The sequence below is a fragment of the Puerhibacterium sp. TATVAM-FAB25 genome, from assembly GCF_046535855.1.
Taxonomy (GTDB): Bacteria; Actinomycetota; Actinomycetes; order Actinomycetales; family Cellulomonadaceae; genus Puerhibacterium; species Puerhibacterium variabilis_A.
Window position 1 is genome coordinate 183,472 of the sequence record NZ_JAXUAK010000002.1, and the last position, 20,867, is coordinate 204,338.

24 protein-coding genes, 1 tRNA gene and 1 other RNA gene are annotated in these 20,867 nt (G+C 75.3%); 7 read left to right on the forward strand and 19 right to left on the reverse strand.

What is annotated here, in order from left to right; all coding sequences use genetic code 11:
* Positions 1-43: 43 nt before the first annotated feature.
* Both glnA and U5M74_RS03145 read right to left on the reverse strand, forming a co-directional pair.
* Positions 44-1,381 (reverse strand): type I glutamate--ammonia ligase, encoded by a 1,338-nt coding sequence (gene glnA, locus U5M74_RS03140; protein ID WP_410906073.1) that lies wholly within the window; start codon positions 1,379-1,381, stop codon positions 44-46.
* Between the two features lie 97 nt (positions 1,382-1,478).
* Positions 1,479-1,676 carry a hypothetical protein gene (locus U5M74_RS03145; protein ID WP_069984142.1) on the reverse strand — a complete coding sequence of 66 codons (198 nt, stop codon included), beginning with the start codon at positions 1,674-1,676 and terminating at the stop codon, positions 1,479-1,481.
* A gap of 27 nt (positions 1,677-1,703) precedes the next feature.
* On the opposite strand from U5M74_RS03145, the gene ppgK reads away from it, so the two are divergent.
* Entirely contained in the window at positions 1,704-2,492 is a 789-nt protein-coding gene (ppgK, locus tag U5M74_RS03150; protein WP_410906075.1) for a polyphosphate--glucose phosphotransferase, read from the forward strand.
* Between the two features lie 32 nt (positions 2,493-2,524).
* Here the strand turns inward: ppgK and U5M74_RS03155 are convergent, their stop codons facing one another.
* Positions 2,525-2,875 (reverse strand): STAS domain-containing protein, encoded by a 351-nt coding sequence (locus tag U5M74_RS03155; protein WP_410906076.1) that lies wholly within the window; start codon positions 2,873-2,875, stop codon positions 2,525-2,527.
* 194 nt (positions 2,876-3,069) lie between these two features.
* Positions 3,070-3,468: RNase P RNA component class A (gene rnpB / locus U5M74_RS03160), an RNA gene on the reverse strand.
* 68 nt (positions 3,469-3,536) lie between these two features.
* Here rnpB and U5M74_RS03165 point away from each other — a divergent pair.
* Together U5M74_RS03165 and U5M74_RS03170 are read left to right on the forward strand one after the other, a co-directional pair.
* Entirely contained in the window at positions 3,537-5,078 is a 1,542-nt protein-coding gene (locus U5M74_RS03165; RefSeq protein WP_410906078.1) for an MFS transporter, read from the forward strand.
* Positions 5,079-5,165: 87 nt separating this feature from the next.
* Complete coding sequence (locus U5M74_RS03170) at positions 5,166-5,999, forward strand: YaaA family protein (RefSeq protein ID WP_410906080.1); 834 nt, start codon at positions 5,166-5,168, stop codon at positions 5,997-5,999.
* Positions 6,000-6,043: 44 nt separating this feature from the next.
* Here U5M74_RS03170 and U5M74_RS03175 read toward each other — a convergent pair whose 3' ends face one another.
* From U5M74_RS03175 to U5M74_RS03205, 7 genes are all read right to left on the reverse strand, one after another.
* Positions 6,044-7,234, reverse strand: coding sequence for a bifunctional RNase H/acid phosphatase (locus U5M74_RS03175; protein WP_410906081.1), 1,191 nt, complete (start codon positions 7,232-7,234; stop codon positions 6,044-6,046).
* A complete protein-coding gene (locus tag U5M74_RS03180) occupies positions 7,234-7,980 on the reverse strand; it encodes a zinc ribbon domain-containing protein (RefSeq protein ID WP_410906082.1) in 747 nt (248 codons plus the stop codon). The genes U5M74_RS03175 and U5M74_RS03180 overlap by 1 nt, the downstream gene beginning before the upstream one ends.
* 60 nt (positions 7,981-8,040) lie before the next feature.
* Positions 8,041-9,024, reverse strand: coding sequence for a Nif3-like dinuclear metal center hexameric protein (locus U5M74_RS03185; protein ID WP_410906084.1), 984 nt, complete (start codon positions 9,022-9,024; stop codon positions 8,041-8,043).
* Positions 9,025-9,114: 90 nt separating this feature from the next.
* Positions 9,115-9,684, reverse strand: a complete 570-nt coding sequence (locus U5M74_RS03190; protein WP_410906085.1) for an NADPH-dependent FMN reductase — start codon at positions 9,682-9,684, stop codon at positions 9,115-9,117.
* Between the two features lie 105 nt (positions 9,685-9,789).
* Positions 9,790-10,704, reverse strand: a complete 915-nt coding sequence (locus U5M74_RS03195) for a M23 family metallopeptidase (protein ID WP_410906087.1) — start codon at positions 10,702-10,704, stop codon at positions 9,790-9,792.
* The gene (locus U5M74_RS03200) at positions 10,701-11,366 is read right to left on the reverse strand and encodes an ArsR/SmtB family transcription factor (protein WP_410906089.1); all 666 of its coding nucleotides are present in this window, start codon (positions 11,364-11,366) and stop codon (positions 10,701-10,703) included. Before U5M74_RS03200 ends, U5M74_RS03195 begins: the two co-directional genes overlap by 4 nt.
* 59 nt (positions 11,367-11,425) lie before the next feature.
* The gene (locus U5M74_RS03205; protein WP_410906091.1) at positions 11,426-13,282 is read right to left on the reverse strand and encodes a bifunctional 3'-5' exonuclease/DNA polymerase; all 1,857 of its coding nucleotides are present in this window, start codon (positions 13,280-13,282) and stop codon (positions 11,426-11,428) included.
* Positions 13,283-13,386: 104 nt separating this feature from the next.
* Here U5M74_RS03205 and U5M74_RS03210 point away from each other — a divergent pair, with 104 nt between their 5' ends.
* The 3 genes from U5M74_RS03210 (at position 13,387) to U5M74_RS03220 (ending at position 15,482) form a co-directional block, all read left to right on the forward strand.
* Complete coding sequence (locus U5M74_RS03210) at positions 13,387-14,520, forward strand: FUSC family protein (protein ID WP_410906093.1); 1,134 nt, start codon at positions 13,387-13,389, stop codon at positions 14,518-14,520.
* 101 nt (positions 14,521-14,621) lie between these two features.
* Entirely contained in the window at positions 14,622-15,221 is a 600-nt protein-coding gene (locus U5M74_RS03215) for an NADPH-dependent FMN reductase (RefSeq protein WP_410906095.1), read from the forward strand.
* A gap of 105 nt (positions 15,222-15,326) precedes the next feature.
* A complete protein-coding gene (locus tag U5M74_RS03220; protein ID WP_410906097.1) occupies positions 15,327-15,482 on the forward strand; it encodes a hypothetical protein in 156 nt (51 codons plus the stop codon).
* 52 nt (positions 15,483-15,534) lie between these two features.
* On the opposite strand, the gene U5M74_RS03225 is transcribed toward U5M74_RS03220, so the two are convergent.
* Together U5M74_RS03225 and U5M74_RS03230 are read right to left on the reverse strand one after the other, a co-directional pair.
* The gene (locus U5M74_RS03225) at positions 15,535-16,179 is read right to left on the reverse strand and encodes an SDR family oxidoreductase (RefSeq protein ID WP_410906099.1); all 645 of its coding nucleotides are present in this window, start codon (positions 16,177-16,179) and stop codon (positions 15,535-15,537) included.
* A 57-nt stretch (positions 16,180-16,236) separates the two neighbouring features.
* Positions 16,237-16,398 (reverse strand): hypothetical protein, encoded by a 162-nt coding sequence (locus U5M74_RS03230; protein WP_410906101.1) that lies wholly within the window; start codon positions 16,396-16,398, stop codon positions 16,237-16,239.
* Between the two features lie 255 nt (positions 16,399-16,653).
* Between U5M74_RS03230 and U5M74_RS03235 the strand changes: the two genes are divergently transcribed.
* On the forward strand, positions 16,654-17,127 hold the full coding sequence (locus tag U5M74_RS03235) for a hypothetical protein (protein ID WP_410906103.1): 474 nt from the start codon (positions 16,654-16,656) through the stop codon (positions 17,125-17,127).
* Between the two features lie 438 nt (positions 17,128-17,565).
* On the opposite strand, the gene U5M74_RS03240 is transcribed toward U5M74_RS03235, so the two are convergent.
* The 6 genes from U5M74_RS03240 to U5M74_RS03265 form a co-directional block, all read right to left on the reverse strand.
* Entirely contained in the window at positions 17,566-17,769 is a 204-nt protein-coding gene (locus U5M74_RS03240; protein WP_069982467.1) for a cold-shock protein, read from the reverse strand.
* Between the two features lie 874 nt (positions 17,770-18,643).
* Positions 18,644-18,931, reverse strand: a complete 288-nt coding sequence (locus tag U5M74_RS03245; protein ID WP_410906105.1) for a hypothetical protein — start codon at positions 18,929-18,931, stop codon at positions 18,644-18,646.
* Positions 18,932-19,061: 130 nt separating this feature from the next.
* Positions 19,062-19,418 carry a hypothetical protein gene (locus U5M74_RS03250; protein WP_410906107.1) on the reverse strand — a complete coding sequence of 119 codons (357 nt, stop codon included), beginning with the start codon at positions 19,416-19,418 and terminating at the stop codon, positions 19,062-19,064.
* A gap of 345 nt (positions 19,419-19,763) precedes the next feature.
* Positions 19,764-19,840 (reverse strand) — tRNA-Val (locus U5M74_RS03255).
* Positions 19,841-19,936: 96 nt separating this feature from the next.
* Entirely contained in the window at positions 19,937-20,422 is a 486-nt protein-coding gene (locus U5M74_RS03260) for a peroxiredoxin (protein ID WP_410906109.1), read from the reverse strand.
* A 28-nt stretch (positions 20,423-20,450) separates the two neighbouring features.
* Positions 20,451-20,861, reverse strand: a complete 411-nt coding sequence (locus tag U5M74_RS03265; protein WP_410906111.1) for a DUF3052 domain-containing protein — start codon at positions 20,859-20,861, stop codon at positions 20,451-20,453.
* Positions 20,862-20,867: the final 6 nt, after the last annotated feature.

Below are 20,867 nucleotides of genomic sequence, written 5' to 3' on the forward strand. Positions count from 1 at the left end.
GCCCGGGACCGGCGGCGGGCCGGTCCCGGGCCGGCGGCGCCGGTCACAGGAACTGCAGGAACCGCTGCAGCTCGAACGGCGTGACCTGCTGGCGGTAGCTCGCCCACTCCTGCTTCTTGTTGGCCAGCACGTAGCGGAACACGTGCTCGCCGAGGGTCTCGGCCACGAGCTCGGAGCGCTCCATCAGGGCGATCGCCTCGTCGAGCGACTGCGGCAGCGGCGCGATGCCGAGCGCGCGGCGCTCGGCGTCGGTGAGCTCCCACACGTCGTCGTCGGTGGCCTCCGGCAGGTCGTAGCCCTCCTCGATGCCCTTGAGCCCGGCCGCCAGCATGACGGCGAACGCGAGGTACGGGTTGGCCGCCGAGTCCAGCGCGCGGTACTCCACGCGCGAGGAGTTGCCCTTGCCCGGCTTGTACATCGGCACGCGCACCAGCGCGGAGCGGTTGTTGTGGCCCCAGCACACGTAGCTGGGCGCCTCGGAGCCGCCCCACAGGCGCTTGTAGGAGTTGACGTACTGGTTGGTGATCGCGGTGATCTCGCCGGCGTGCACCAGCAGGCCGGCGATGAACTGGCGCGCGGTCTTGGACAGCTCGAACTGGGCGCCCGGCTCGTGGAAGGCGTTGCGGTCGCCCTCGAACAGCGACAGGTGCGTGTGCATGCCCGAGCCCGGCTCCTCCGTGAGGGGCTTGGGCATGAACGTGGCGAACACGCCCTGCTCGAGCGCCACCTCCTTGACCACGGTGCGGAAGGTCATGAGGTTGTCCGCGGTGGTCAGGGCGTCGGCGTAGCGCAGGTCGATCTCGTTCTGGCCGGGGCCGGCCTCGTGGTGGGAAAACTCCACCGAGATGCCCATCGACTCGAGCATCGTGATCGCGGCCCGGCGGAAGTCGTGCGTGGAGCCGCGGGCCAGGTGGTCGAAGTAGCCGCCGCGGTCGACCGGCACCAGCGGGGCGTCCGGAGCGGCGAGCTGCTCGAACAGGTAGAACTCGACCTCGGGGTGCGTGTAGAACGTGAACCCCTTGTCGCTCGCCTTGGCCAGCGCCCGCTTGAGCACGTTGCGGGAGTCGGCCAGCGACGGCTCGCCGTCGGGCGTGAGGATGTCGCAGAACATGCGGGCGGTGCCGTGCCGCTCCCCGCGCCAGGGCAGCACCTGGAACGTGGTCGGGTCGGGCTTGGCGATCATGTCGGCCTCGTACACGCGGGTGAGGCCCTCGATCGAGCTGCCGTCGAACCCGATGCCCTCGGCGAACGCCTGCTCCAGCTCCGCCGGCGCGACCGCGACGGACTTCAGCACGCCCAGCACGTCGGTGAACCAGAGCCGGATGAAGCGGATGTCGCGCTCCTCGACCGTGCGGAGCACGAACTCCTGCTGCCTGTCCATGGGCACATCTTGCCCCACGCTTGTTACCGGCGGGTGACGCGCCGCGCACCGGACGGCGGCGGGCCGGCGAGCACCCGCGCGGGCCGGCGACGGCGCCTCAGCGCCGCCACTTCTCGTCGTCGCGGTCCCACGCCTCGGTGCGGGCGCGCGCCTTGTCGAGCGCCGCCTGCGCCTCCTCGCGCGTGGCGTACGGGCCCATGAGGTGGGACCAGCTCGAGAAGTGTCCCTCCTCGACCTGCCCGGTGCGGGTGTTGTACCAGTACTGGGTGCCGCCTGCGGCGTTCTCCTCGCTCATGCACCGATCCTGCCGCAGGATGAGCACATGGCGAAGCATGACCTGGCGTTCGGCATCGACATCGGCGGCTCGGGGATCAAGGGTGCGCCCGTGGACCTCGAGACCGGAGAGCTCGCCGCCGACCGCGTCCGCATCCCGACCCCCGAGGAGTCGACCCCCGACGCCGTGACCCGCGTGGTCGCCGAGCTCGTGGAGTCGTTCGACCTGCCCAAGGACGTCCCCGTCGGCGTGGCGTTCCCGGCACCGCTCGACCACGGCGTCGTGCGGTTCATCGCGAACCTGCACCCGTCGTGGAAGGGCGTGGACCTGCCCGCCGCGCTCAACGCCGCGACGGGCCGGTCGGTGACGGCGATCAACGACGCCGACGCCGCGGGCGTCGGCGAGCAGCGGTACGGCGCGGCGAAGGGCAAGGACGGCGTCGTCCTGCTCGCCACCCTGGGCACGGGCATCGGCTCGGCGCTCCTCGTCGACGGCGTCCTGGTGCCCAACACCGAGCTCGGCCACCTCGAGATCGACGGGCACGACGCCGAGAGCAAGGCGGCGGACTCCGCCCGCGAGCGCGAGAACCTCGACTTCACGCAGTGGGCCAAGCGCCTGCAGCGCTACTTCGAGACCGTCGAGATGCTGCTGTCCCCCGAGCTGATCGTCGTGGGCGGCGGCGTGAGCAAGCACCACGAGCAGTTCCTGCCGCTGCTGGACCTGCGGGCGCCGATCATCCCCGCCAAGCTGCGCAACAAGGCCGGCATCGTGGGCGCGGCCGCGATGGCCGCCTCCGTCGCGGGCCACCACAAGGACAAGAAGCACGCCAAGAAGTAGGGCCCGCGCGACCCCCGGTCAGGCCGGGGCGCTCAGAGCGCGCGCGGCGCGGCCGACGACTCGCCGTCGACGATGACGTCGTCGACGCCCACCATCCGCAGCACGTCGGCGACCACGGCGGGCGGGTTGCGCAGCGAGACCTGGAGCCCCTCGTCGCGCCCGATGGCGCACAGCTGGACGAGGAAGGCCACCCCGGCGGAGTCGATGAACGTCACCCGGGACGCGTCAACCACCACCGGGACGTCCCGCTCGAAGGCGCCGGCCAGTGCCGTGCTCGCCTCGGCCCGCAGGGCCGCGTCGATGTCGCCCCACATCGACACCACGCTGACGCCCGCCCTGGGCTCCAGCTCGATGCCGCCCGTCCTCGCGCTCGTGAGAGTCATGTCGCTCTTCTCCCTGTGCTCCGGCGTGCGACCGGCACCGATTCTTGGTACCGGACCCCTGGAGCTTGGCGACGGCTTCGTCGCCTGGTCCTGAACGGTACACCGACATTGCGCCGCGCGGGAAGGTCCTTGACCCTTGGTTTCCCCTTCAACGGTTGCCCCGTGAAAGTCGGTCCTCGGGGCGAGCGAGGGTGCGGACGAGCCGGTCTGTACGCCGGGTTCTGTGCCCGCGCCCGGTTGCCCCGGCGCGGGTGACGGTCATCCATCTAGGGCCTGCGTCGCCGCAGGCCTCGAGCGGTCTACCCGGGAGCTCGGGCGGGCCGCCCTCGAACGCTCCCTGTCTGACCTTGCTCCAGGTGGGGTTTACCTAGCCGCACCTGTCACCAGGTGCGCTGGTGGTCTCTTGCACCACCGTTTCACCCTTACCGCCCCGCTCGGCCCGTGGGCCGGGCAGGGAGGCGGTCTGCTCTCTGTGGCACTGTCCCGCGGGTCACCCCGGGTGGCCGTTAGCCACCACCTCGCCCTTCGGAGCCCGGACGTTCCTCGGCACCGGGGCCCGGAGACCCTGGCGACGCGACCGTCCGACCGACTCGTCCGCGCCGCCGAGTCTACCGGCCGGGCGGGCGCGCCGGTGCCGCCGGGCGCTGCCATGCTGAGGAGCGTGCCCCACGCCCGCCCCGCGGTGACCGCGCCGCACCCGACCGCCACCGACCTCTCGCCGCACCGCCGCTGGGCCGCCGTCGCCGTCCTGATGCTCGGCGCGGCCATCGCCCTGCTCGACACCACCATCGTCAACGTCGCGCTGCCGACGATCCGGTCGTCGCTGCAGGCCCCCGAGGCCACGCTGCAGTGGATCATCTCCGGCTACGCCCTCGCCTACGGCCTCGCGCTCATCCCGGCCGGGCGCGTCGGCGACCGCGTCGGCCACCGCTGGGTGTACCTCGCGGGCATCGCCGGCTTCACCCTCGCCTCCTGGTGGTGCGCCCAGGCGGGCGGCCCCACGGAGCTCGTCGTGGCCCGCGTGGCCCAGGGCCTGTGCGGCGGCATCTTCTTCCCCGCCGTCGGCGCCACCATCCAGGTGCTCTTCACCGGCCGCGACCGCGGCCGGGCCTTCGGCGCGCTGGGCGCCGTCATCGGCGTCGCCTCGGCGGCGGGGCCGCTCGTGGGCGGCGTGCTCATCGAGCAGGGCGCGAGCGACGACGCGTGGCGCTCCATCTTCTACGTGAACCTGCCGTTCGGCGCGCTCGCCGTGCTGGGCGCGCTGCTGCTCCTGCCCCGCGGCGCCGCCCGCCGCCCCGCCGGCCCGCAGGCCGGCGAACAGGCCGGCGCGCGGGCCGGCGAACAGGCCGGCGCGCAGGCGCCCGGCGGCACGGACCTCGGCGGGCTCGTGCTGCTCACGGCCGCGCTCGTGGCGCTGCTCGTGCCGCTCATCCAGGGCGAGGGCTCGGGCTGGCCGCCGTGGACCTGGCTCTCCCTCGCCGGCGGCGCGGCACTGCTCGCCGCGTTCGGCGCCTTCGAGGTGGGCGTGGCTCGCCGCGGCCGCGTGAGCCCGCTCGTGCCGCCCCGCCTGTTCAGCCACCGCGCCTTCACCGGCGGCGTCGTGCTCGCCCTCGTCTACTTCGCCGCGTTCACGTCGATCTTCTTCACCATCTCGATCCTGTGGCAGACCGGCCTCGGGCACAGCGCGCTCGAGTCGGGCCTGGTGTCCATCCCCTTCGCCCTGGGCAGCATCGTCAGCGCGGCGCAGTCGGCGCGGCTGGCCGAGCGGCTCGGCCGCGGCGTGCTGGTGCTCGGCGCGGGCATGGTCGCCGCCGGGCTGGTCTCGCTGTGGCTGCTGCTCGCCGTGCTGGACCCCCCCTCGCTGACGCACTGGACGCTGCTGCCCTCCCTGGCGGTGGCCGGGCTCGGCTCGGGGATGTTCATCGCCCCGAACCAGCAGTTCATCGTCGCCACGGTCGACCCCGAGGAGGCCGGGGCCGCCGCCGGCGTCATCGGGACCGCGCAGCGGATCGGGTCGGCGGCCGGCATCGCCGTCATCGGCTCCGTCCTGTTCGGCTCGCTCACGGTCGCCTCGGGCAGCCCCGCCGACCTGGCGGCGGGCTTCGGGCACGCCGCCGCGATGGCGATGGCGGTGAGCGCGGCGTTCTCCGTCGCGGCCTTCGCCCTGGTGTTCGCGCTCCCCCGCCGCCCCCGGCGCGGCTGAGGGCGCGTCCGGGGCGCCGCCGCGCGGCCCCTGGGAGCGGCCCCGGGGGCGTCCGGGGCGGCGTCGCGCGGCGCCTACCCTGGTCCGGTGCTCCTGCTCCTGCCGCCCTCCGAGGGCAAGACGCCCGCGCCCGCCGACGCCGCCCCGGTGGACCTTGCGGCCCTGACCGCTGCCGACGCGCTCACCGCGCGGCGCACGGCCGTCCTCGAGGCGCTCGCGGCCGTCAGCGCCCGGCCCGACGCCGCGCAGGTGCTCGCCGTGGGCGCGTCGCTCGGCGAGGAGATCGCCCGCAACACCCGCCTGCGCGCCGAGCCCGCCGCGCCGGCGTCGCGCGTCTACACCGGCGTGCTGTACGCGGCCGCGGGTCTCGCCGCTCTGCCCGACGACGCCGCCGCCCGCGCCGCTCGCACGGTGCGGGTCGTCTCGGGCCTGTGGGGCGTCGTCGCGCCGGGCGACCGCGTGCCCGCCTACCGGCTCTCGATGGGCGTCGACCTGCCGGGCGTCGGGAAGCTGGCGACCGCCTGGCGCGCGCCGCTGGCCGCGGCGCTGGACGCGCGCGCCGCGGGCGACGTCGTCGTGGACTGCCGCTCGGCCGCCTACCTCGCGGCGTGGAAGCCGCGCACCTCGGGCGACCGCGCCGCCGACTGGGTCACCGTGCGGGTGGTGCGCGAGGCGGACGGCAGGCGGTCCGTGGTCTCGCACAACGCCAAGCACACCCGCGGCGTGCTCACCGGCCACCTGCTGCGCCGCGCGGGCGAGCCCACCAGCGCGGCCGAGCTGCTCAAGGCCGCCGAGGAGCTCGTCGGCGAGGTGGTCGGCACGGAGGTGGGCAGCGGGCTGAGCTACCGCGTGCTGGAGGCGACGCTGCACGCCGCCACCGGCCGCACCGGCCCGCGGACGCTCGAGCTCGTCGTCGGCTGACCGCCCCGCGGCGCCCGGCGGCCGTGCCGGTGCCGGTGCCGAGGTCAGTCCCCCGTCGGGAAGCCCGACGTCGTCACCTCGGCGGCGCCGTCCGGCCACAGCCGCACGATCGACAGCGAGCACGGCGGCACGCGCAGCCGGTACCAGCGTGATGGCGGTGCGCCGGCCGCCTGGCCCACCGCGGTGCGCACGACGATCGCGTGCCCCACGACGACGACGGTGCGCCCGCCGCCGCCGGCGAGCAGGTCCTCGAGCCCGGCCCGGACCCGCGCGCCGACGTCCGCGTACGACTCGCCGCCCGGCGCGGGCGTGCCGCCGTCGGCGTGCCACCGCGCCAGCTCGCCCGGCCAGCGCTGCTCGATCTCGACCGCCGTCAGCGACTCCCACTCGCCGAACTCGCACTCGCGGAACCGGGCGTCGGTGCGCACCGGCACGCCCAGGCGGCGGCCGATCGCCGCGGCGGTCTCCTGGGTGCGGACCATCGGCGAGGCGACCACCTCGGTGGCGCGCGGCAGGTCCGGCCACAGGTCCTTGCCCACGCGGTGCACGGCGTCGGCGGCGCGCGCGGCCTGGACCTGCCCGTGCGTGGTGAGCGACGGGCCCGGCACGCCGCCGCCGGAGTAGCCGCCGGCGACCGTCAGCGGCGTCTGCCCGTGCCGCACCAGCACGACGGTCAGCGCCTCGGCGCCGTCGTAGCGCGCGATCGAGCCCGACGGGCGCACATGGGTGTCGCGCCCCGGCGCGGCGCCGGCCTCGTCGTCCTCGGCCCCGCCCGCGACGGCCGGGTGCCCGTGGGCCGCCCCGGCCGGGAAGTCGCGCGCGATGGTCGACCCGGTGTCCATGGCCTCGTTCGCCAGGCGGTCGGCGGCGGCGTTCTCGGCGCGCGGGACCCAGGTGTACGTCACCTGGTCGGCGGGCAGCAGCGCGGCGGCCTGGCGGGCGATGGCACGCAGCGCCTCGTGCTTGACCTGCCAGCGCCCGCTCATCTGCTCCACGACGAGCTTGGAGTCCATCCGCACCTGGACGTCGGCCGCCGGGTCGATCGCCGCGGCGGCGCGCAGCCCCTCGAGCAGGCCCGTGTACTCCGCGACGTTGTTGGTGCTCACGCCGAGGTACCCGGCCCGCTCGGCCAGGACGCGGCCCTCGACGCCGTCGCGCACGAGCGCGCCGTAGCCGGCCGGCCCGGGGTTGCCGCGGGATCCGCCGTCCGCCTCGACGACGAGGACGCGCGCCATCAGGCGGCGGAGGTCTCGGGCACGCGCACGAGGATGCGGCCGCACTCCTCGCAGCGCACCACCTGCTCCGGCGCGGCGCCGCGCGCGGCGGCGAGGTCGCCGGGGTTGAGCTCGAGGCGGCAGCCCTCGCAGCGGCTGCCGCGCAGCGCGGCGGCGCCGAGGCCGCCGAGCTGGCCCCGCAGCCGGTCGTACAGCGCCAGCAGGCCGGCGTCGAGACCCTCGGAGGCGGAGGCGCGCTCGCCCGCCACGGCCTGCGCGGCCGCGTCGATCTGCGCCCAGGCGGCGTCCCGCTCCTCCTCGGCCGCGCGGCGCGCGGCCTCGAGCTCGGCGTACGCGGCCTCGACCTTGGCCAGCGAGTCCTGGTGCGCCTCGAGCCGCTCCATCACCTCGATCTCGGCGTCCTCGAGGACGGCCTTGCGGCGCGCGAGCGACTCCAGCTCGCTGGAGACGGCCTGGGCGTCCCGGGCGCCGAGCGCGCCGTTGTCCAGCCGCTGCTGGTCCCTCGCGGCGCGGGCGCGCACCTGCTCCACGTCGGCCTCGGCCTTCGCGACCTCGCGCTCGAGGTCCGAGACGGCGGTGCGGGAGTCGACGAGGGACCCGTGCAGGTCGGCCATCTGCTTCTCCAGCTCGGCGATCCGGGCGAGCGCCGGGTGCGTCCTGCGCTGGTGGGCGAGCTGCTGGGCGCGGGTGTCCAGCGCCTGGACCTCCAGGAGCCGGAGCTGGTCCTCGGGCGGTGCAGTGGTCACCGTGGGTCCTTCCGTGAGTGCGGACCGGCCTGCGCCGCGGGCGCCGGGTGCGCCGCGGCGTCAGCGGCCGGGGCTGGCGACCCGCGCGGTCCACGGGTCGCTGACGAGCGTGCTGATCCTGGTGGTCACCGTACCGTCCGCGCCGCGCGCGGCGAGCAGCCGGGACACGCCCGCGGCCACGTCCTCGGCGGCGTACGCCAGCCACGGCCACTCCGACGCGAAGTGCGCCACGTCGACCAGGAACGGGGTGCCGGCGGCGCGGTGCTGCGCGGACGCCTCGAACTCCGCCCGCTCGCGCAGCTCCGAGGCCGGGTGGTGGCGCAGGTCGGCGGTGACGTAGACGTCGACGGCGGCCGCGCGCACCGCGTCGAACAGCGAGTCCCCCGAACCACCGACCACGGCCGCGGTGGTCACGGGCGCCGCGACGTCGCCGGCGACCCGCACCCCCTGCGCCGTGGCAGGCAGCGCGGCGGCGACCCGCTCCGCGAACGCGCCGAGCGTGACCGGCTCGGCCAGGCGCCCGACGCGCCCGATGCCCCGCACGGCGTCCGCGCCGCCGTCCGGCCCCGCTCCGCCCGGACCGCCAGGCGCCACGAGCGGTGCCCGGTCGACGATGCCGAGCAGGTCCGCGAGCGCGTCCGCGACGCCGCGCGGCGCGGCGTCGGCGTTGGTGTGCGCGCAGTACAGCCCGCAGCCGGCCGCGAGCAGCCGGTGCACCACCGAGCCCTTGAAGGTGGTGGCGGCCACCGAGTGCACGCCGCGCAGGAACAGCGGGTGGTGCGTCACCACGAGGTCCGCGCCCCACTCGATCGCCTCGTCGACGACGGCGGCCACGGGGTCGACGGCGAGGAGCACCTTGCGCACGGGCGCGGCGGGGTCGCCGGCCACCAGGCCGACGGCGTCCCACCCCTCGGCGGTCGACGGCGGGTAGAGGTCCTCGAGCACGGCGACGACGTCGCCGAGGCGGGCGACGCCGGGTCCGGCGGCGGGTCCGGCGGCGGGTCCGGCGGCGTCGGGGGCGGTGGGCTGGGCGGGGGCTGCCATGCGCCCGACCCTAGTGCTCGGCCCGGTGCTCGGCCCGGTGCTCGGCCCGGTGCTCGGCCCGGGGCTCGGCCCGGGGCTCGGACCCGATGCTCAGCCTCGCGGCAGCACGGTGAGCACCCGCTCGACGTGCGTGCGGAACTCCTGCATGAAGCCGGCGAGGAAGGCCGCGGTCGAGTCGTCGGTGACCTCGCCGTCGTCCTCGAACACCTCGGGCCGGTAGTGGACGTACGCCTCCGGCGCGGTCATCTGCCGGGCGTTGCAGTAGCTGAGCACGGCCCGCAGGCTCTGCTGCGCCACCGCCGTCCCGATCTGTCCGATCGACGCGCCGATCACCGCGGCCGGCACGTGGTCGAACGAGTTCTCGCCCCACGGGCGGGACGCCCAGTCGATGGCGTTCTTCAGGGCGCCGGGGATGGAGCGGTTGTACTCGGGCGTGACGAACAGCAGGGCGTCGGAGCGCGCGACCGCCGCCTTGAGCGCCGTCGCCTCGGGCGGGTACGCCGCGTCGAAGTCGGGGCTGTACAGCGGCAGCCCGCCGATCGGGATCTCGGTGAACTCCATGTCCTGGGGCGCCAGGCGGATCAGCGCCCGGCTGAGGACCCGGTTGATCGACGTCGACGAGAGGCTGCCGACGAAGTAGCCGACCTGGTAGGTACGCACGTCGCTCTCCCTCCGGACCGGGGACGGGCCGACGTCCGGGCGCGGCCCGTCCGGCTCCCCCAGTGTCGGCTCGGGCCCGCCGACCCACGACCGGGCGCCGGCGCCTCAGCGCGGCCCAGCGTGGAACACCTGCCCGTTGCCGGGCAGCCCGGGGGCACCCTCACCGTCGCGCGGCAGCCCGTACCGCGGCGCGACGACGCCGTGGTCGGTCTCGGCGCCGCGCCAGCGGAACGGCACGCCCGCGGCCTCGACCAGGGCAGGGCGGTCCATGAGCTGGAAGTGCAGGTGGGGCTCGGACGTGTTGCCGCTGCTGCCCACCTCACCGAGCCGCTGCCCGGCCCCGACGGCGTCGCCCGGACGCACCGCGACCGACCCGCGGCGCAGGTGCGCGTAGACCGCCCACACCCCGTCCCCCTGGTCGACGACGACGTGGTTGCCGAGGACGAACCGCACGCCGCCGACCTCCCGCACGAACCCCTCGACTGTCAGGTAGGGAAGGCCGGCCCAGGTGTTGCGGGCCCGGTGGTCGCGCTGGCCGGCCCCGGTGGCGACCACCGTGCCGGCGGCGGCCGCGTGCACGGGCGCGCCGAACGCCGGGAACTCCTGCGGCCGGGCGCCGACGCCCCAGCCGAAGCGCGGCCTGCCGTGCTCGGCGTCCGCGGGCTCCAGCGCCGCCGGCACGAGGACGTCGATGGCGTAGGCCTGACCGTAGGCGCGCGTGCCGTGGGCGGGGACCCGGGACCCGGGGCTGTTGAGGGCCACCCAGGTGCCGCGCACCGGCACGTCCACCTCCACCGGGGCGCGCTCCGGCGGGCGCGGGGCGAGCGCGGTGCACGCCGTCGCCGGCACCAGCAGGAGCACGACGACGAGCCAGAACAGCGCGCGCGGCACGTCGAGCACCGGCTGCAGGAGGATCCAGAGGGCGAAGGCGCGCAGGAGCCACGTCCCGGCGCGCACCACCTGGCGCCGCAGCCCGCTCCTCGGTTCCGCCCGCGTGGGGGTGGTCGCCGGCTCGCTCATCGTCGCCCTCCCAGGACCGTCGTCATCAGCGGCACGACGCGCTCGGCCGGCACCTCGTAGCGGCCGCCGCCCCGCACGCGGAGCCACCCGCCCGCCACGAGCAGCCGCAGGTGGTGGTAGACCTGCCCGGTCGTGCCCATGCCCTCGAGCTCGCTGAGCTCGCGCGCGGTGCCGACGCCGCGCAGGACCTCGCGCACGAGGCGCAGCCGCACCGGGTGGCCGAGCGCCGCGAGCGCCTCGGCGACCACGTCCCAGTCGTCGTCGAGGAGGTCGGCGGTGGCGGCCCCCAGCTGCCAGCCCGCCGTGCGCCCGTCCGGCAGCGTCACGTCGCCGACGATCATGACGGCGCCGGGCGCGGCCACCCGCTCCCGCACGCCCTCGAGCGCCCAGAACAGGTCGGACGGCACCGCGGCCGCCGCGTCGCCCTGGCCCTGGCCCTGTCCCTGTCCCTGGCCCTGGCCCTGTCCCTGGCCCTGTCCCTGCGGCACGACCACCCGGCCCAGGCGCGGTCGCGGTGCGTCCGGCGACGCGCCCAGTGATGCCGCGTCCGGGGACGCCGCACCCGGCAGCGCCGTCAGCAGCCGCTCGACGGCCGCCTCCAGCGCGGCGACGCGCGCCGCCAGACCGCCCTCCTCGACCGGGGCTCCCGACTCGTCGCTCACCGGACCGACATTACGCAATCACGTGATGTCGTACAAGGCCCGCGCTCCGAGCGGACGGGCTACTTCGCGTCGGCGTAGCTGCGCACGGTCGCGACCGTGAGCGGGAAGGCGACGGGGAAGTCGCCGAACAGCAGCCGCCCCGCCTCGGCGGCGGCCTCGCGCAGCGCCTCGGCGACGGCGTCGGCCCAGCCCTCGGGGGCGTGCACCACCACCTCGTCGTGCAGGAAGAACACCAGGTGCGGCCGCCGGTCGAACGGCGCCGGCGCCGCGCCGGCGGGGCCGCCGGACTCCCCCAGCGCCCACAGCCGGCGCCGCGCGGACGCCAGCCACGCGAGCGCCCACTCCGCGGCGGTGCCCTGCACCACGAAGTTCCGGGTGAACCGGCCCCACGACCGCGTCACGGACCGCGCCCGCGCCGCGGCGTCGGCCTCCCCGCCGGCCGGCGCGTCGGTCCCGCCCGCGTCGGCGGCGTAGGCGCCGGCCTGCGCCCGGTCCCACTCCTCGCCGGGCCGCGGCGACCCGCGCCCGAGCCAGGTGGACACCACCTCGCCGCGCTCGCCGGCGCGGGCGGCGTCCTCGACCAGCGCGATGGCCCGTGGGAACGCCGCGGCCAGGCGCGGCAGCACCTGGGCGCTGACGCCCGTCGTCCCGCCGTACATCGCGCCGAGCATGCCCACCTTGGCCAGCTCGCGGGTGGGCACGACGCCGGTCGCCACGATGCCGGCGTACATGTCGGCCCCGCCCGTCGCGGCGCCGTCCGCGATGCCCGCGCCACCCGGCGCCGTCCCGGCCGCCGCCATCGCCTCGTCGTGGCTCATCGCGGCGAGCACGCGCGGCTCGAGCTGCGCGACGTCGGCCACGACCAGGGTCCACCCGGGGTCGGCCACGACGGCGCGGCGCACGTCCTTGGGCAGCTGCAGCGCCCCGCCGCCGACGCTGGACCAGCGCCCGGTCACGACGCCGCCGACCAGGTACTCCGTGCGGAACCGGCCGTCGCGCACCCAGGTGTCCAGCCAGTGCCAGCCGTTGGCGCTGAGCAGCCGCTGCAGCCTCTTGTACTCCAGCAGCGGCGCGATCACCGGGTGGTCGAGCCGCTCGAGCTCCCACTTGCGCAGGCTGCGGGCACCGACGCCGGCGTACTGCATGGCCTTGAGCAGGTCCGGGTGCGAGTCCGGGTTGAGGCTCGCCGGGGCGTCGAGGGCCGCGCGGACACGGTCCGCCAGCGCCTCCAGCCGCACGGGGCGGTGGCCCTCGGGCGGCCGGGGGCCGAGCCGCTCGGTGAGGATCGCGTCGTGCAGGTCCGCACGCCACGGCAGCCCGGCGTGGTGCATCTCGGCGGCCACCAGGGCGCCGGCGGACTCCGCGGCGAGCAGCAGCCGCAGGCGGCCGGGGTCCGCGCTCCCGGCCACGGCGGCCTGCTGGGCGGCGAGCTCGGCCGCCGGGTCGAGGTCCGCCGCGGCCGCGGCGCCCGCCGTGAGGGTGCCGAGGTCGAACAGCGCGTCCGCGCCGGCGGCCGCCGGGGCCGTGGGCGACGCCGGCTCGAGCGCGTCCCACGGGCCCGCGGGCGCCGCGGCCAGGCGCGAGGCCGCGGCCAGCGGCGAGCGCCGCAGGACGGCGTGGGCGAGCCGCAGGTCGTGCCCGCGCTCCACGCGGACGCCGTCCGCGAGCAGCGCCGGGTACCACCGGTTCGTGTCGTCCCAGGTCCACCGCGGCGGCGGGACCGGCACCACGCCGGACCCGGCACCCGGCCCAGCACCGGCGCCGGCGCCCTCCTCGAGGCCGCGGACGACGGCGGCCAACCCGTCCCCGGGCACCCGCCGCTCCTGCGCCGCGCCTCCGTCGTCGGGCACGCGCAGGACGCGCACGGGCGCGGCGCGGGAGGACGCGCCGGGCGCGCGGGCGAGGACGAGGTGCACGCGCCCATCCTTCCCCCTGCCACCCACGTCCCGTCGCAGCGCCGCCCGACGCCGTGACCAGCGCCGGGACGCGCGACCGCGCGCAGGCTCGTACGGTGGCGGGCGTGGGGGGACGACTGGCACGCGTGACCCAGGAGGCCCGCCGGTCGCGCGCCGGCCGCCTGACCGAGCGCGCGTACCGCCAGTGGGTGCTGCACCCCTCCTGGGCGATGGCCGCGAAAGGAGCCACGGCGGCGGCGCTCGCCTGGTTCCTGGGGCTGCTCGCGCCGGCACCCTTCTCGGAGTACCCCTACTACGCGCCGATGGGCGCCGTGGTGGCCACGACGGGCACGCTGTCCCGATCGGCACGGGAGTCGGTGCAGGCGATCGGCGCGATCCTGATCGGCGCCGCGATCGCCCGGGGCGTCGACCTCGTGCTCGACCCCGGGGCGCCGGCGATCGCGATCGCCGTCGGCATCGCGCTGCTCGCCTCCGGGTGGCGTCGGCTGGGCAGCATGGGCAGCTGGGCCGTCACCTCGGCGCTGTTCGTCCTCATCCTCGGCGCCGGCGACCCTGCGTCCTACGTGGGCGCCTACGCGGGCCTCGTGGTGGCCGGCGCGCTCGTGGGGGTCGCCGTGAACTTCGCCTTCCCGCCGCTGCCGCTCACGCCGTCGGAGCTGGTGCTCGACCGGCTGCGGGACGTGCTCGCCGAGCAGCTGGAGGCGCTGGCGGACGGGCTGGGCGCCGACGAGCTGCCGTCGCAGGACGAGTGGGCGCAGCGCCGTCGCGAGGTCGAGCCGACCCTGGCGCAAGCACAGGAGGCGGTCAGCCGGAGCAAGGAGGCCGTGCGGGCCAACCGCAGGGCCCGTCGCTACCGGGACTGGACGACCTCGCAGGTGCGCCGCGGCGGGCTGCTGCACACGCTCGCCGCCGTCGTCGACGACACCACGCGCCTCGTCGCGGAGTGGGAGAACCGCGAGCTCGACGAGGTCGCCCTCGGCCCGCCGCTGCGGCCCCCGGCGGCCCGAGCGCTCACGGCGCTCGCCGCGGCCGTGCGCTCGCTCGACTCCGACGGCACCGACCCGGAGGCGCTCACCGCCCTGGCCGAGGCCACCGACGCGTTCCACGACGCCGTGCGCGAGACGCGCGGCCGCAGCAGCAACCAGGACTACTTCGTGGCCGGCGCCATCGTGCTGGCGCTGCGGCGGTCGCGCCGCGCGCTGGCCACGGAGGTCACGACGCTGGGCGAGCCTCGCTGACGCCGCGGCCCCTCGCCCCCGCTCGCCAGTCGCTCGCCGCCCGCGCACCGTGGAAGAGGCCCGCCGACGCGGGGTCGGCGGCGCGAGGCACGGGAGACACCATGACCTACCAGATCGGCTACCTCGTGGGCAGCCTCGCCAAGGGCTCGATCAACCGCACGCTGTCCAAGGCGCTCGTCCGGCTCGCCCCCGAGGACCTCGAGTTCACCGAGATCCCCATCGGGAACCTGCCGCTGTACAGCTGGGACTACGACGACGACTTCCCGCCCGAGGCCCGGGCGTTCAAGGAGGGCGTCGAGGCCTCCGACGGGATCCTGTTCGTCTCGCCCGAGTACAACAGGTCCATCCCGGGCGCCCTGAAGAACGCCATCGACTGGGGCTCGCGCCCCTGGGGATCCAACTCCTTCGCCCGCAAGCCCACCGGGATCATCGGCGCCTCGGTGGGCGGCATCGGCACCGCGGTGATGCAGTCGTCGATGCGCGCCGTCCTGAGCTTCCTCGACGCCCCGCAGCTCAACGCCCCGGAGGCGTACATCCAGTTCGACCCCGAGGCGTTCGGCGACGACGGCGAGGTGCGGAACGAGGGGACGGCGAACTTCCTGCGGCACTACATGGACGAGTACTGCGCGTTCGTCCAGCGCGTCCTCGCGGCAAACGCCCCCGGGCACATCGGCGACCGCGACCCCGCGTCGGCCAAGTAGCCGGCCGCGAGGGACACGGCACCGCGGTCCCCGTCGACACGCTGCATTGACCCGTGGCTCTCGACGCGGAACGCTGGAGGTCTCGTCTCCAGCGAAGGAGGCACCGTGAAGAACCGACCGCTCGCCATCCTCCTCGCCGTCCTGGCCGTCGTGTTCCTCGTCCTGAACTTCACCGTCGACGCCGGGACGATCTTCCTGATCCTCGCGGTCGCCGCGGCGCTCGGGTGCGTCGCCCTGCTGACCGTCGCCCGCGCACGGTGACGGTCAGCGGGGCGAGCCGGCGCGGTCCGCGCCGCTCGCCGGGGACGCTCGCCTAGCCGGCGACCGCCTCGGCGATCGGCGTGCCGCCGTTGCCGAACTCGATCGTGCGCCCGACCGTCGACGGGTCGGCCAGCACCGCGGCGATCACCGCGGCGACGTCCGCGCGGGTCACCTCGCCGTCACCGCCCGGGTCGACCTCGATGCTGCCGGTCGGCTCGTCCAGCGTGAGGCGGCCGGGGCCGAGGATCGTGTAGTCCAGGCCGGAGGCCCGCAGGTGCTCGTCCGCGGCCGCCTTCGACTCCGCGTAGGGGAAGAACGAGTGCGACTCCGGGACCCCGTGGTCCGGCCGGGCCCCGAGGTACGACACCATGACGTAACGGCGCACGCCCGCCGCCGTCGCGGCGTCCATGGACCGGATCGCGGCGTCCCGGTCGATCGCGAACGTCCGCTCGGGGCTGCCCCCGCCCGCGCCCGCCGACCACACGACGGCGTCGTGGCCGCGGAGCAGCTCGGCGAGCCCGTCGACGTCCAGCTCCTGGACGTCCGCGACCACGGGCGTCGCGCCCGTGGCGGCCACCTCCGCCTCGTGGTCGGGGTTGCGGAACACCCCGGTCACCTCGTCGCCCCGCTCCACCAGGAGGGGCGCGAGGCGCAACGCGACCTTGCCGTGGCCACCGATGATCAGCACGCGTGACATCTGGTCTCCTTCGTCGGTTCCCGGCAGCCTACGGACCCGCCGATCCGCACGCAGCGGTCACGGCGGCGTCGCGCGGTCCGATGGGGGAGCCCCGCCCGCGCGCGCCCTGATCTCCTCGAGCGCCCGGGCGGCGCGCCCGTCGCGCTCGGGGAGGACCACGGCGGCCAGCGGGCCGACGAAGACGAACGCGTGGTCGTCCGTCCCCTCGAGGCGGTCCACGCCGTCCCGGCGTGTCGACGTCGTCGTCCCGGCGATCTCCTCGCGCAGCCCGGTGTCCCTGCCGCAGCACGCCGATCAGCACGACGGCGGCCTACGGCGACCAGGACGGTCCCGAGCACGCGCGTGCGCGCCGCCTGGGCCCGGAGTGTGGCAGACGCCGCGCCGCCACTGCGCAGCGCCACACGGGCGGCACGGCGCAGCCGGGACCGCTGGCGGTGCGACGATGGCGCCGACCGGCGACGAAGGGACGTCCCCATGGACACCAGGCACGAGCGGTGGGTCGCGACGGGGACGACCGCGCTCGTCGTGGCGGTGGCGGCCGCGACGTGGGCGACGACCGAGAACGCGCTCGCCTGGCGCGACACCTTCCGGCTCGAGGACCTCGCCTACGCCCGCGGCGACCACGCCGACTTCGAGGCGTACCGGCCCGGCTGGATCGGGGAGTCGACGACCGCGTGGTCCGCGATGGGCGTGCTGACGGTGGCCGTCGTGGTCACGGTCGTCGCCGGCGTGCGCGCCCGCCGGTGGCCTCCCCTGCGCGCCACCGTCGGCGCTCTCGGGAGCGTCACCGTCGTCGCGTCGTCAGGCGTGCTCTTCCCCTGGGTGCACGTGGCCCTGCCGCTCGTCGTGGTCGGGGCGACGCTCGCGCTGCGCGCCCTAGCCCGCCCGGCGCCCCCGAGCAGCGCCGGTGGAGCGGCGTCGCGGCCGGTGAACGGTCCGCCCTCCTGACCGGCGTTGGACATCAGCTCACTCGTCACCAGCTCCACCGCCGCGACAGTGCGTGCGGGTTCGCCGCGCGCACGCGCCTGCGCCGTCATCCAGTGCCGCGCCGTGGCGATGGGTTGCGTCGCGGCGGGAAGCGAACACTCTGCTTCGACGCCACCGCGGCTGGCAAGCAGGCACCGGGCGCCGGGACCGACTGGGCCGCTGACCGAGAGGTTCTGGTCCCTTGCCAGCGTCAGGCCGATGACCCGGGCCGAACCGCTGATCCCGGATGCATGCCATGCCAGTCAGAGCGGCACGCCGACACCCTGCGCACCGAGGCCGTCGCAGGCCGGCTGGCACAGGCACCGGCCCGGTGCCTGCAGACGTCGAAGGGCCACGCAACGGGTTGCGTGGCCCTTCGCCTGTCATGCCGTCGGCGCGGTGTGCGTCGACGGCATCAGGTCACAGTGCGCGGATGTTCGTCGCCTGCGGGCCCTTGGGACCCTGGGCGACGTCGTAGGCCACGCTCTGGTTCTCCTCCAGCGAGCGGAAGCCGGTGGCCGCGATCTCGCTGTAGTGGGCGAACACGTCGGCGGTGCCGTCGGAGGGCGCGATGAACCCGAAGCCCTTCTCGGCGTTGAACCACTTCACAGTACCGGTAGCCATGATGTCTTCTTTCGTCGGTGCGATCGGCCCACGTGCGCGGGTCCGGGGGCTGCGCCTGGTGAGGCGCAGTGGTGTGTGGGGCTTTGCCCGCGCGGAGCCGTCCTTGCCGCGCGAAGCGGCGAGGAGCCAGGTCGCGTGGTCGAGCGCGGCAACGATCCTGAGGGGTCGCGTGTAGCGGTCGTGGACCTGGAAACCGTCGGGATGCTGGGTGACCAGCCCGGCGTACTCGCCGTTCGACGTCGCGACCCACAGGTCGTCGTCGGCGCGGCGCAGCACGACGCTCGGTTGAGGTGTTCCCTCGGCCGCGGCTGCGGCCTCGGGACGTTCGATGATGGAAGAAGTGATGTTCTCTGCTCTCGCTCCGCGCTCTGGGGCGCGGAGATCGTCTGATGGCAGCTTCTGCTGCCCGGCGCGTGGCCTAGCTCCGATGCTGGGACCGAAACGTCGCGGATACGTTGTTCCACGACCAGAGCGCGAACCTCGACCCTACAGCATCCATACCCAGCTCCTTGCACGGGCAAGGTCGGCTACGCGTCTGCTTTGAGCCTGCCGAGGCGGAGCGGCAGTCCGCGCCGGCTCCGGTCGAGGTGCCTGAACTGAGGGCAAGTCGCGACCCTCGTGGGACGGCGCCCCCCAGGATGCCCGCGGGGCGCTGGCGGGGCACTGGCGGGGCCTGGGCGGGGCCACGAGGGGCTATTTCTGGGTGTCCGCGTCCCCGCGCGTCCTCGACACCCGTCAGCAAACGTGCAGGTCAGCGGCAGACAACCGCTGGCGGTGGGCCCGGCCGGGTCCGAACCGACGACATCCACGGTGTCGTCGCTGAAAGCGACCCTGACCTGCCTCCACCGGCGCAGATGGGAGCGCTGTCCGTTGCTCAGGGCTGCTCGGTCGTCGTCTCCACTGGCTCAACCGGCTCACCCCGCCGGGACCGCATCGGCAGCAGGGAGCCCACTGCTGCCGTGATGCAGAAGCCGGCGAACAGAGCCGGGACCCTGGACGTCGCGTCGGCGTCGCCAGCGCTCAGCCAGTAGATGACGAGGGCTAGGACCATGACGCTGCCAGCGGCCAGGAGTCTGCCGGTGGGGCTCTTCCGGTGCGGGTGTGCGGCGACGAAGCCTGCCCCGAGGCCGATACCGATCAGCGCCATCAGCACGACGACCATGCGGTCACCCTACGTGCGCGAATATCGGCGCCACCGGACGTCGCGCTCGACGGTCCTGTCGATGCCAAGCCCCACACGCCCGGGGGGGATCCGGTGAGGGCACCGGACGCCCTCCTTGTACTTGTCCTGGCTATCCGAAGATATCGCCGTACCAGGCTTCCAGAGCGACGCTGCGTTCCGACTCCACCTTCACCGACCAGCACACTTCTCTGAACTCGGGGACCCGGAACACGCATCGCTCCCCCTGGTCTGCAGACCGACCCATCGCCTCGGCCAGCGCCTCAGCGGTCGACGACGAGGGCGCCGCGACCGAGATCGTCCTCCAGCAGCCTCCGGACCCGCACTGCTTGCCGGTGGCCATCACCGTGGCACTCGCGGGCAGGGGGACTTGGGCGACCTCGGGCATCGCTCCCTCATCCACCATCCGCCACGCAAGGACGCTCAGGACGACGGCGCCGATCACAGCTGCGACAACCAGCGCGGGCATCAGAAGGCTGCGAAGCCGCCTTCCCGACCTCTTGCCGGCGCCCTCAGTTTGGACCGGCCAACTCGCCGCGGACATCAGGCCCCCTGCCGACATGGATCTGAGGCTGCAGGATACGGACCGCGATCACCCCGGCGGCCAGGGCCTCGTCGAGGCCCGGCTCCTGCACTCTCGTCCAGGTAGCGGCTGCCGATCGACGGGTCGACGTAGGGACGCGAGAACCACGCCCCCTGCGAGGTTCAGCGGGGGGCGTGGCGGGGGTACGGGTGACCGCCCGGGGTCTCTGCGTCCCCGCGTGTCCTCGACACCGGTCAGCAAATGTGCAGGTCAGCGGGAGAAATCCGCTGGTGGTGGGCCCGGCCGGGTTCGAACCGACGACATCCACGGTGTAAGCGTGGCGCTCTGACCAGCTGAGCTACAGGCCCCAGTGCACTGCGTGAGTGCGGACGGCAAGGATACCGGCCACGAGGGGCGCCCCGGCCGCGGCGTCCAGGCCGCTCCCCCGTGCGCCGTCCGCGGGGTCACAGCCGCGCGACGGCCTCCCGGTATGCCTGCAGGTCGCGGGCCTTCCCGCGCGGGCTGAGGATGCTCCACCGGACCACGCCGTCGGCGTCGAGCAAGAACGTGCCGCGCAGGGCGTGCCCGGTGGTCTCGTCGAAGACGCCGTACGCGCGGGCGGCCTCGCCGTGCGGCCAGAAGTCGCTGAGCAGGTCGAAGCCGAAGCCCTCCTGCTGCTGCCACGCCTTGAGCGTGAAGACCGGGTCGGTCGAGACGGCCAGCAGCCGCACCCCGGCGCCCTCGAAGTCCTCGACGTTGTCGCGCAGCTCGCTCAGCTCGCCGGTGCACACCCGGGAGAAGGCGAACGGGTAGAACACGAGGAGCACCGCCTCGCCGCGCAGGTCGCCCAGGTGGACGGGCGTGCCGTGCGTGTCGGGCAGCGTGAAGTCGGGGGCTGCGTCGCCCGCCCCCGGGACGGCGGCGAGGCCCACGGCCGGCGCGTGCGTCATGCGCCCATCGTGCCCCACCGGCCGTGGCTCAGCGCCCGCGCCCCCGGTTGGCCAGCTTGGTGGCCGACCAGTCCGACGCGACGGCGAACGTCGTCATCGCGTGCAGGCCCGCCGTCGTGGCGGCCTCCTGGATCTCGTTGTGGCCGACGTGGCCGTCGCGGCCGGGCTTGGGCGTCAGCAGCCACACGAGGCCGCCGTCGTCCAGCACGGTCAGGGCGTCGACCAGCATGTCGGTGAGGTCACCGTCGCCCTCGCGCCACCACACGATCACGCCGTCGGTGACGTCGTCGTAGTCCTCGTCGACGAGCTCGGACCCGACGACGTCCTCGATCGCGGCCCGCAGGCCCTCGTCGACGTCCTCGCCCCAGCCGAACTCCTGCACCACCTGGCCGGGCCCGAACCCGAGGCGAGCCGCCAGGGGATCCGTCTGCTGTCCCACGTGGTT

Bases quoted from the DNA above. Each gene is read 5' to 3' on its own strand.
- glnA (WP_410906073.1), bottom strand. From the start codon at position 1,381: ATGGACAGGCAGCAGGAGTTCGTGCTCCGCACGGTCGAGGAGCGCGAC.
- U5M74_RS03145 (WP_069984142.1), bottom strand. From the start codon at position 1,676: ATGAGCGAGGAGAACGCCGCAGGCGGCACCCAGTACTGGTACAACACC.
- ppgK (WP_410906075.1), top strand. From the start codon at position 1,704: ATGGCGAAGCATGACCTGGCGTTCGGCATCGACATCGGCGGCTCGGGG.
- U5M74_RS03155 (WP_410906076.1), bottom strand. From the start codon at position 2,875: ATGACTCTCACGAGCGCGAGGACGGGCGGCATCGAGCTGGAGCCCAGG.
- U5M74_RS03175 (WP_410906081.1), bottom strand. From the start codon at position 7,234: ATGGCGCGCGTCCTCGTCGTCGAGGCGGACGGCGGATCCCGCGGCAAC.
- U5M74_RS03185 (WP_410906084.1), bottom strand. From the start codon at position 9,024: ATGGCAGCCCCCGCCCAGCCCACCGCCCCCGACGCCGCCGGACCCGCC.
- U5M74_RS03195 (WP_410906087.1), bottom strand. From the start codon at position 10,704: ATGAGCGAGCCGGCGACCACCCCCACGCGGGCGGAACCGAGGAGCGGG.
- U5M74_RS03215 (WP_410906095.1), top strand. From the start codon at position 14,622: ATGACCTACCAGATCGGCTACCTCGTGGGCAGCCTCGCCAAGGGCTCG.
- U5M74_RS03225 (WP_410906099.1), bottom strand. From the start codon at position 16,179: ATGTCACGCGTGCTGATCATCGGTGGCCACGGCAAGGTCGCGTTGCGC.
- U5M74_RS03235 (WP_410906103.1), top strand. From the start codon at position 16,654: ATGGACACCAGGCACGAGCGGTGGGTCGCGACGGGGACGACCGCGCTC.
- U5M74_RS03240 (WP_069982467.1), bottom strand. From the start codon at position 17,769: ATGGCTACCGGTACTGTGAAGTGGTTCAACGCCGAGAAGGGCTTCGGG.
- U5M74_RS03245 (WP_410906105.1), bottom strand. From the start codon at position 18,931: ATGGTCGTCGTGCTGATGGCGCTGATCGGTATCGGCCTCGGGGCAGGC.
- U5M74_RS03250 (WP_410906107.1), bottom strand. From the start codon at position 19,418: ATGCCCGCGCTGGTTGTCGCAGCTGTGATCGGCGCCGTCGTCCTGAGC.
- U5M74_RS03260 (WP_410906109.1), bottom strand. From the start codon at position 20,422: ATGACGCACGCGCCGGCCGTGGGCCTCGCCGCCGTCCCGGGGGCGGGC.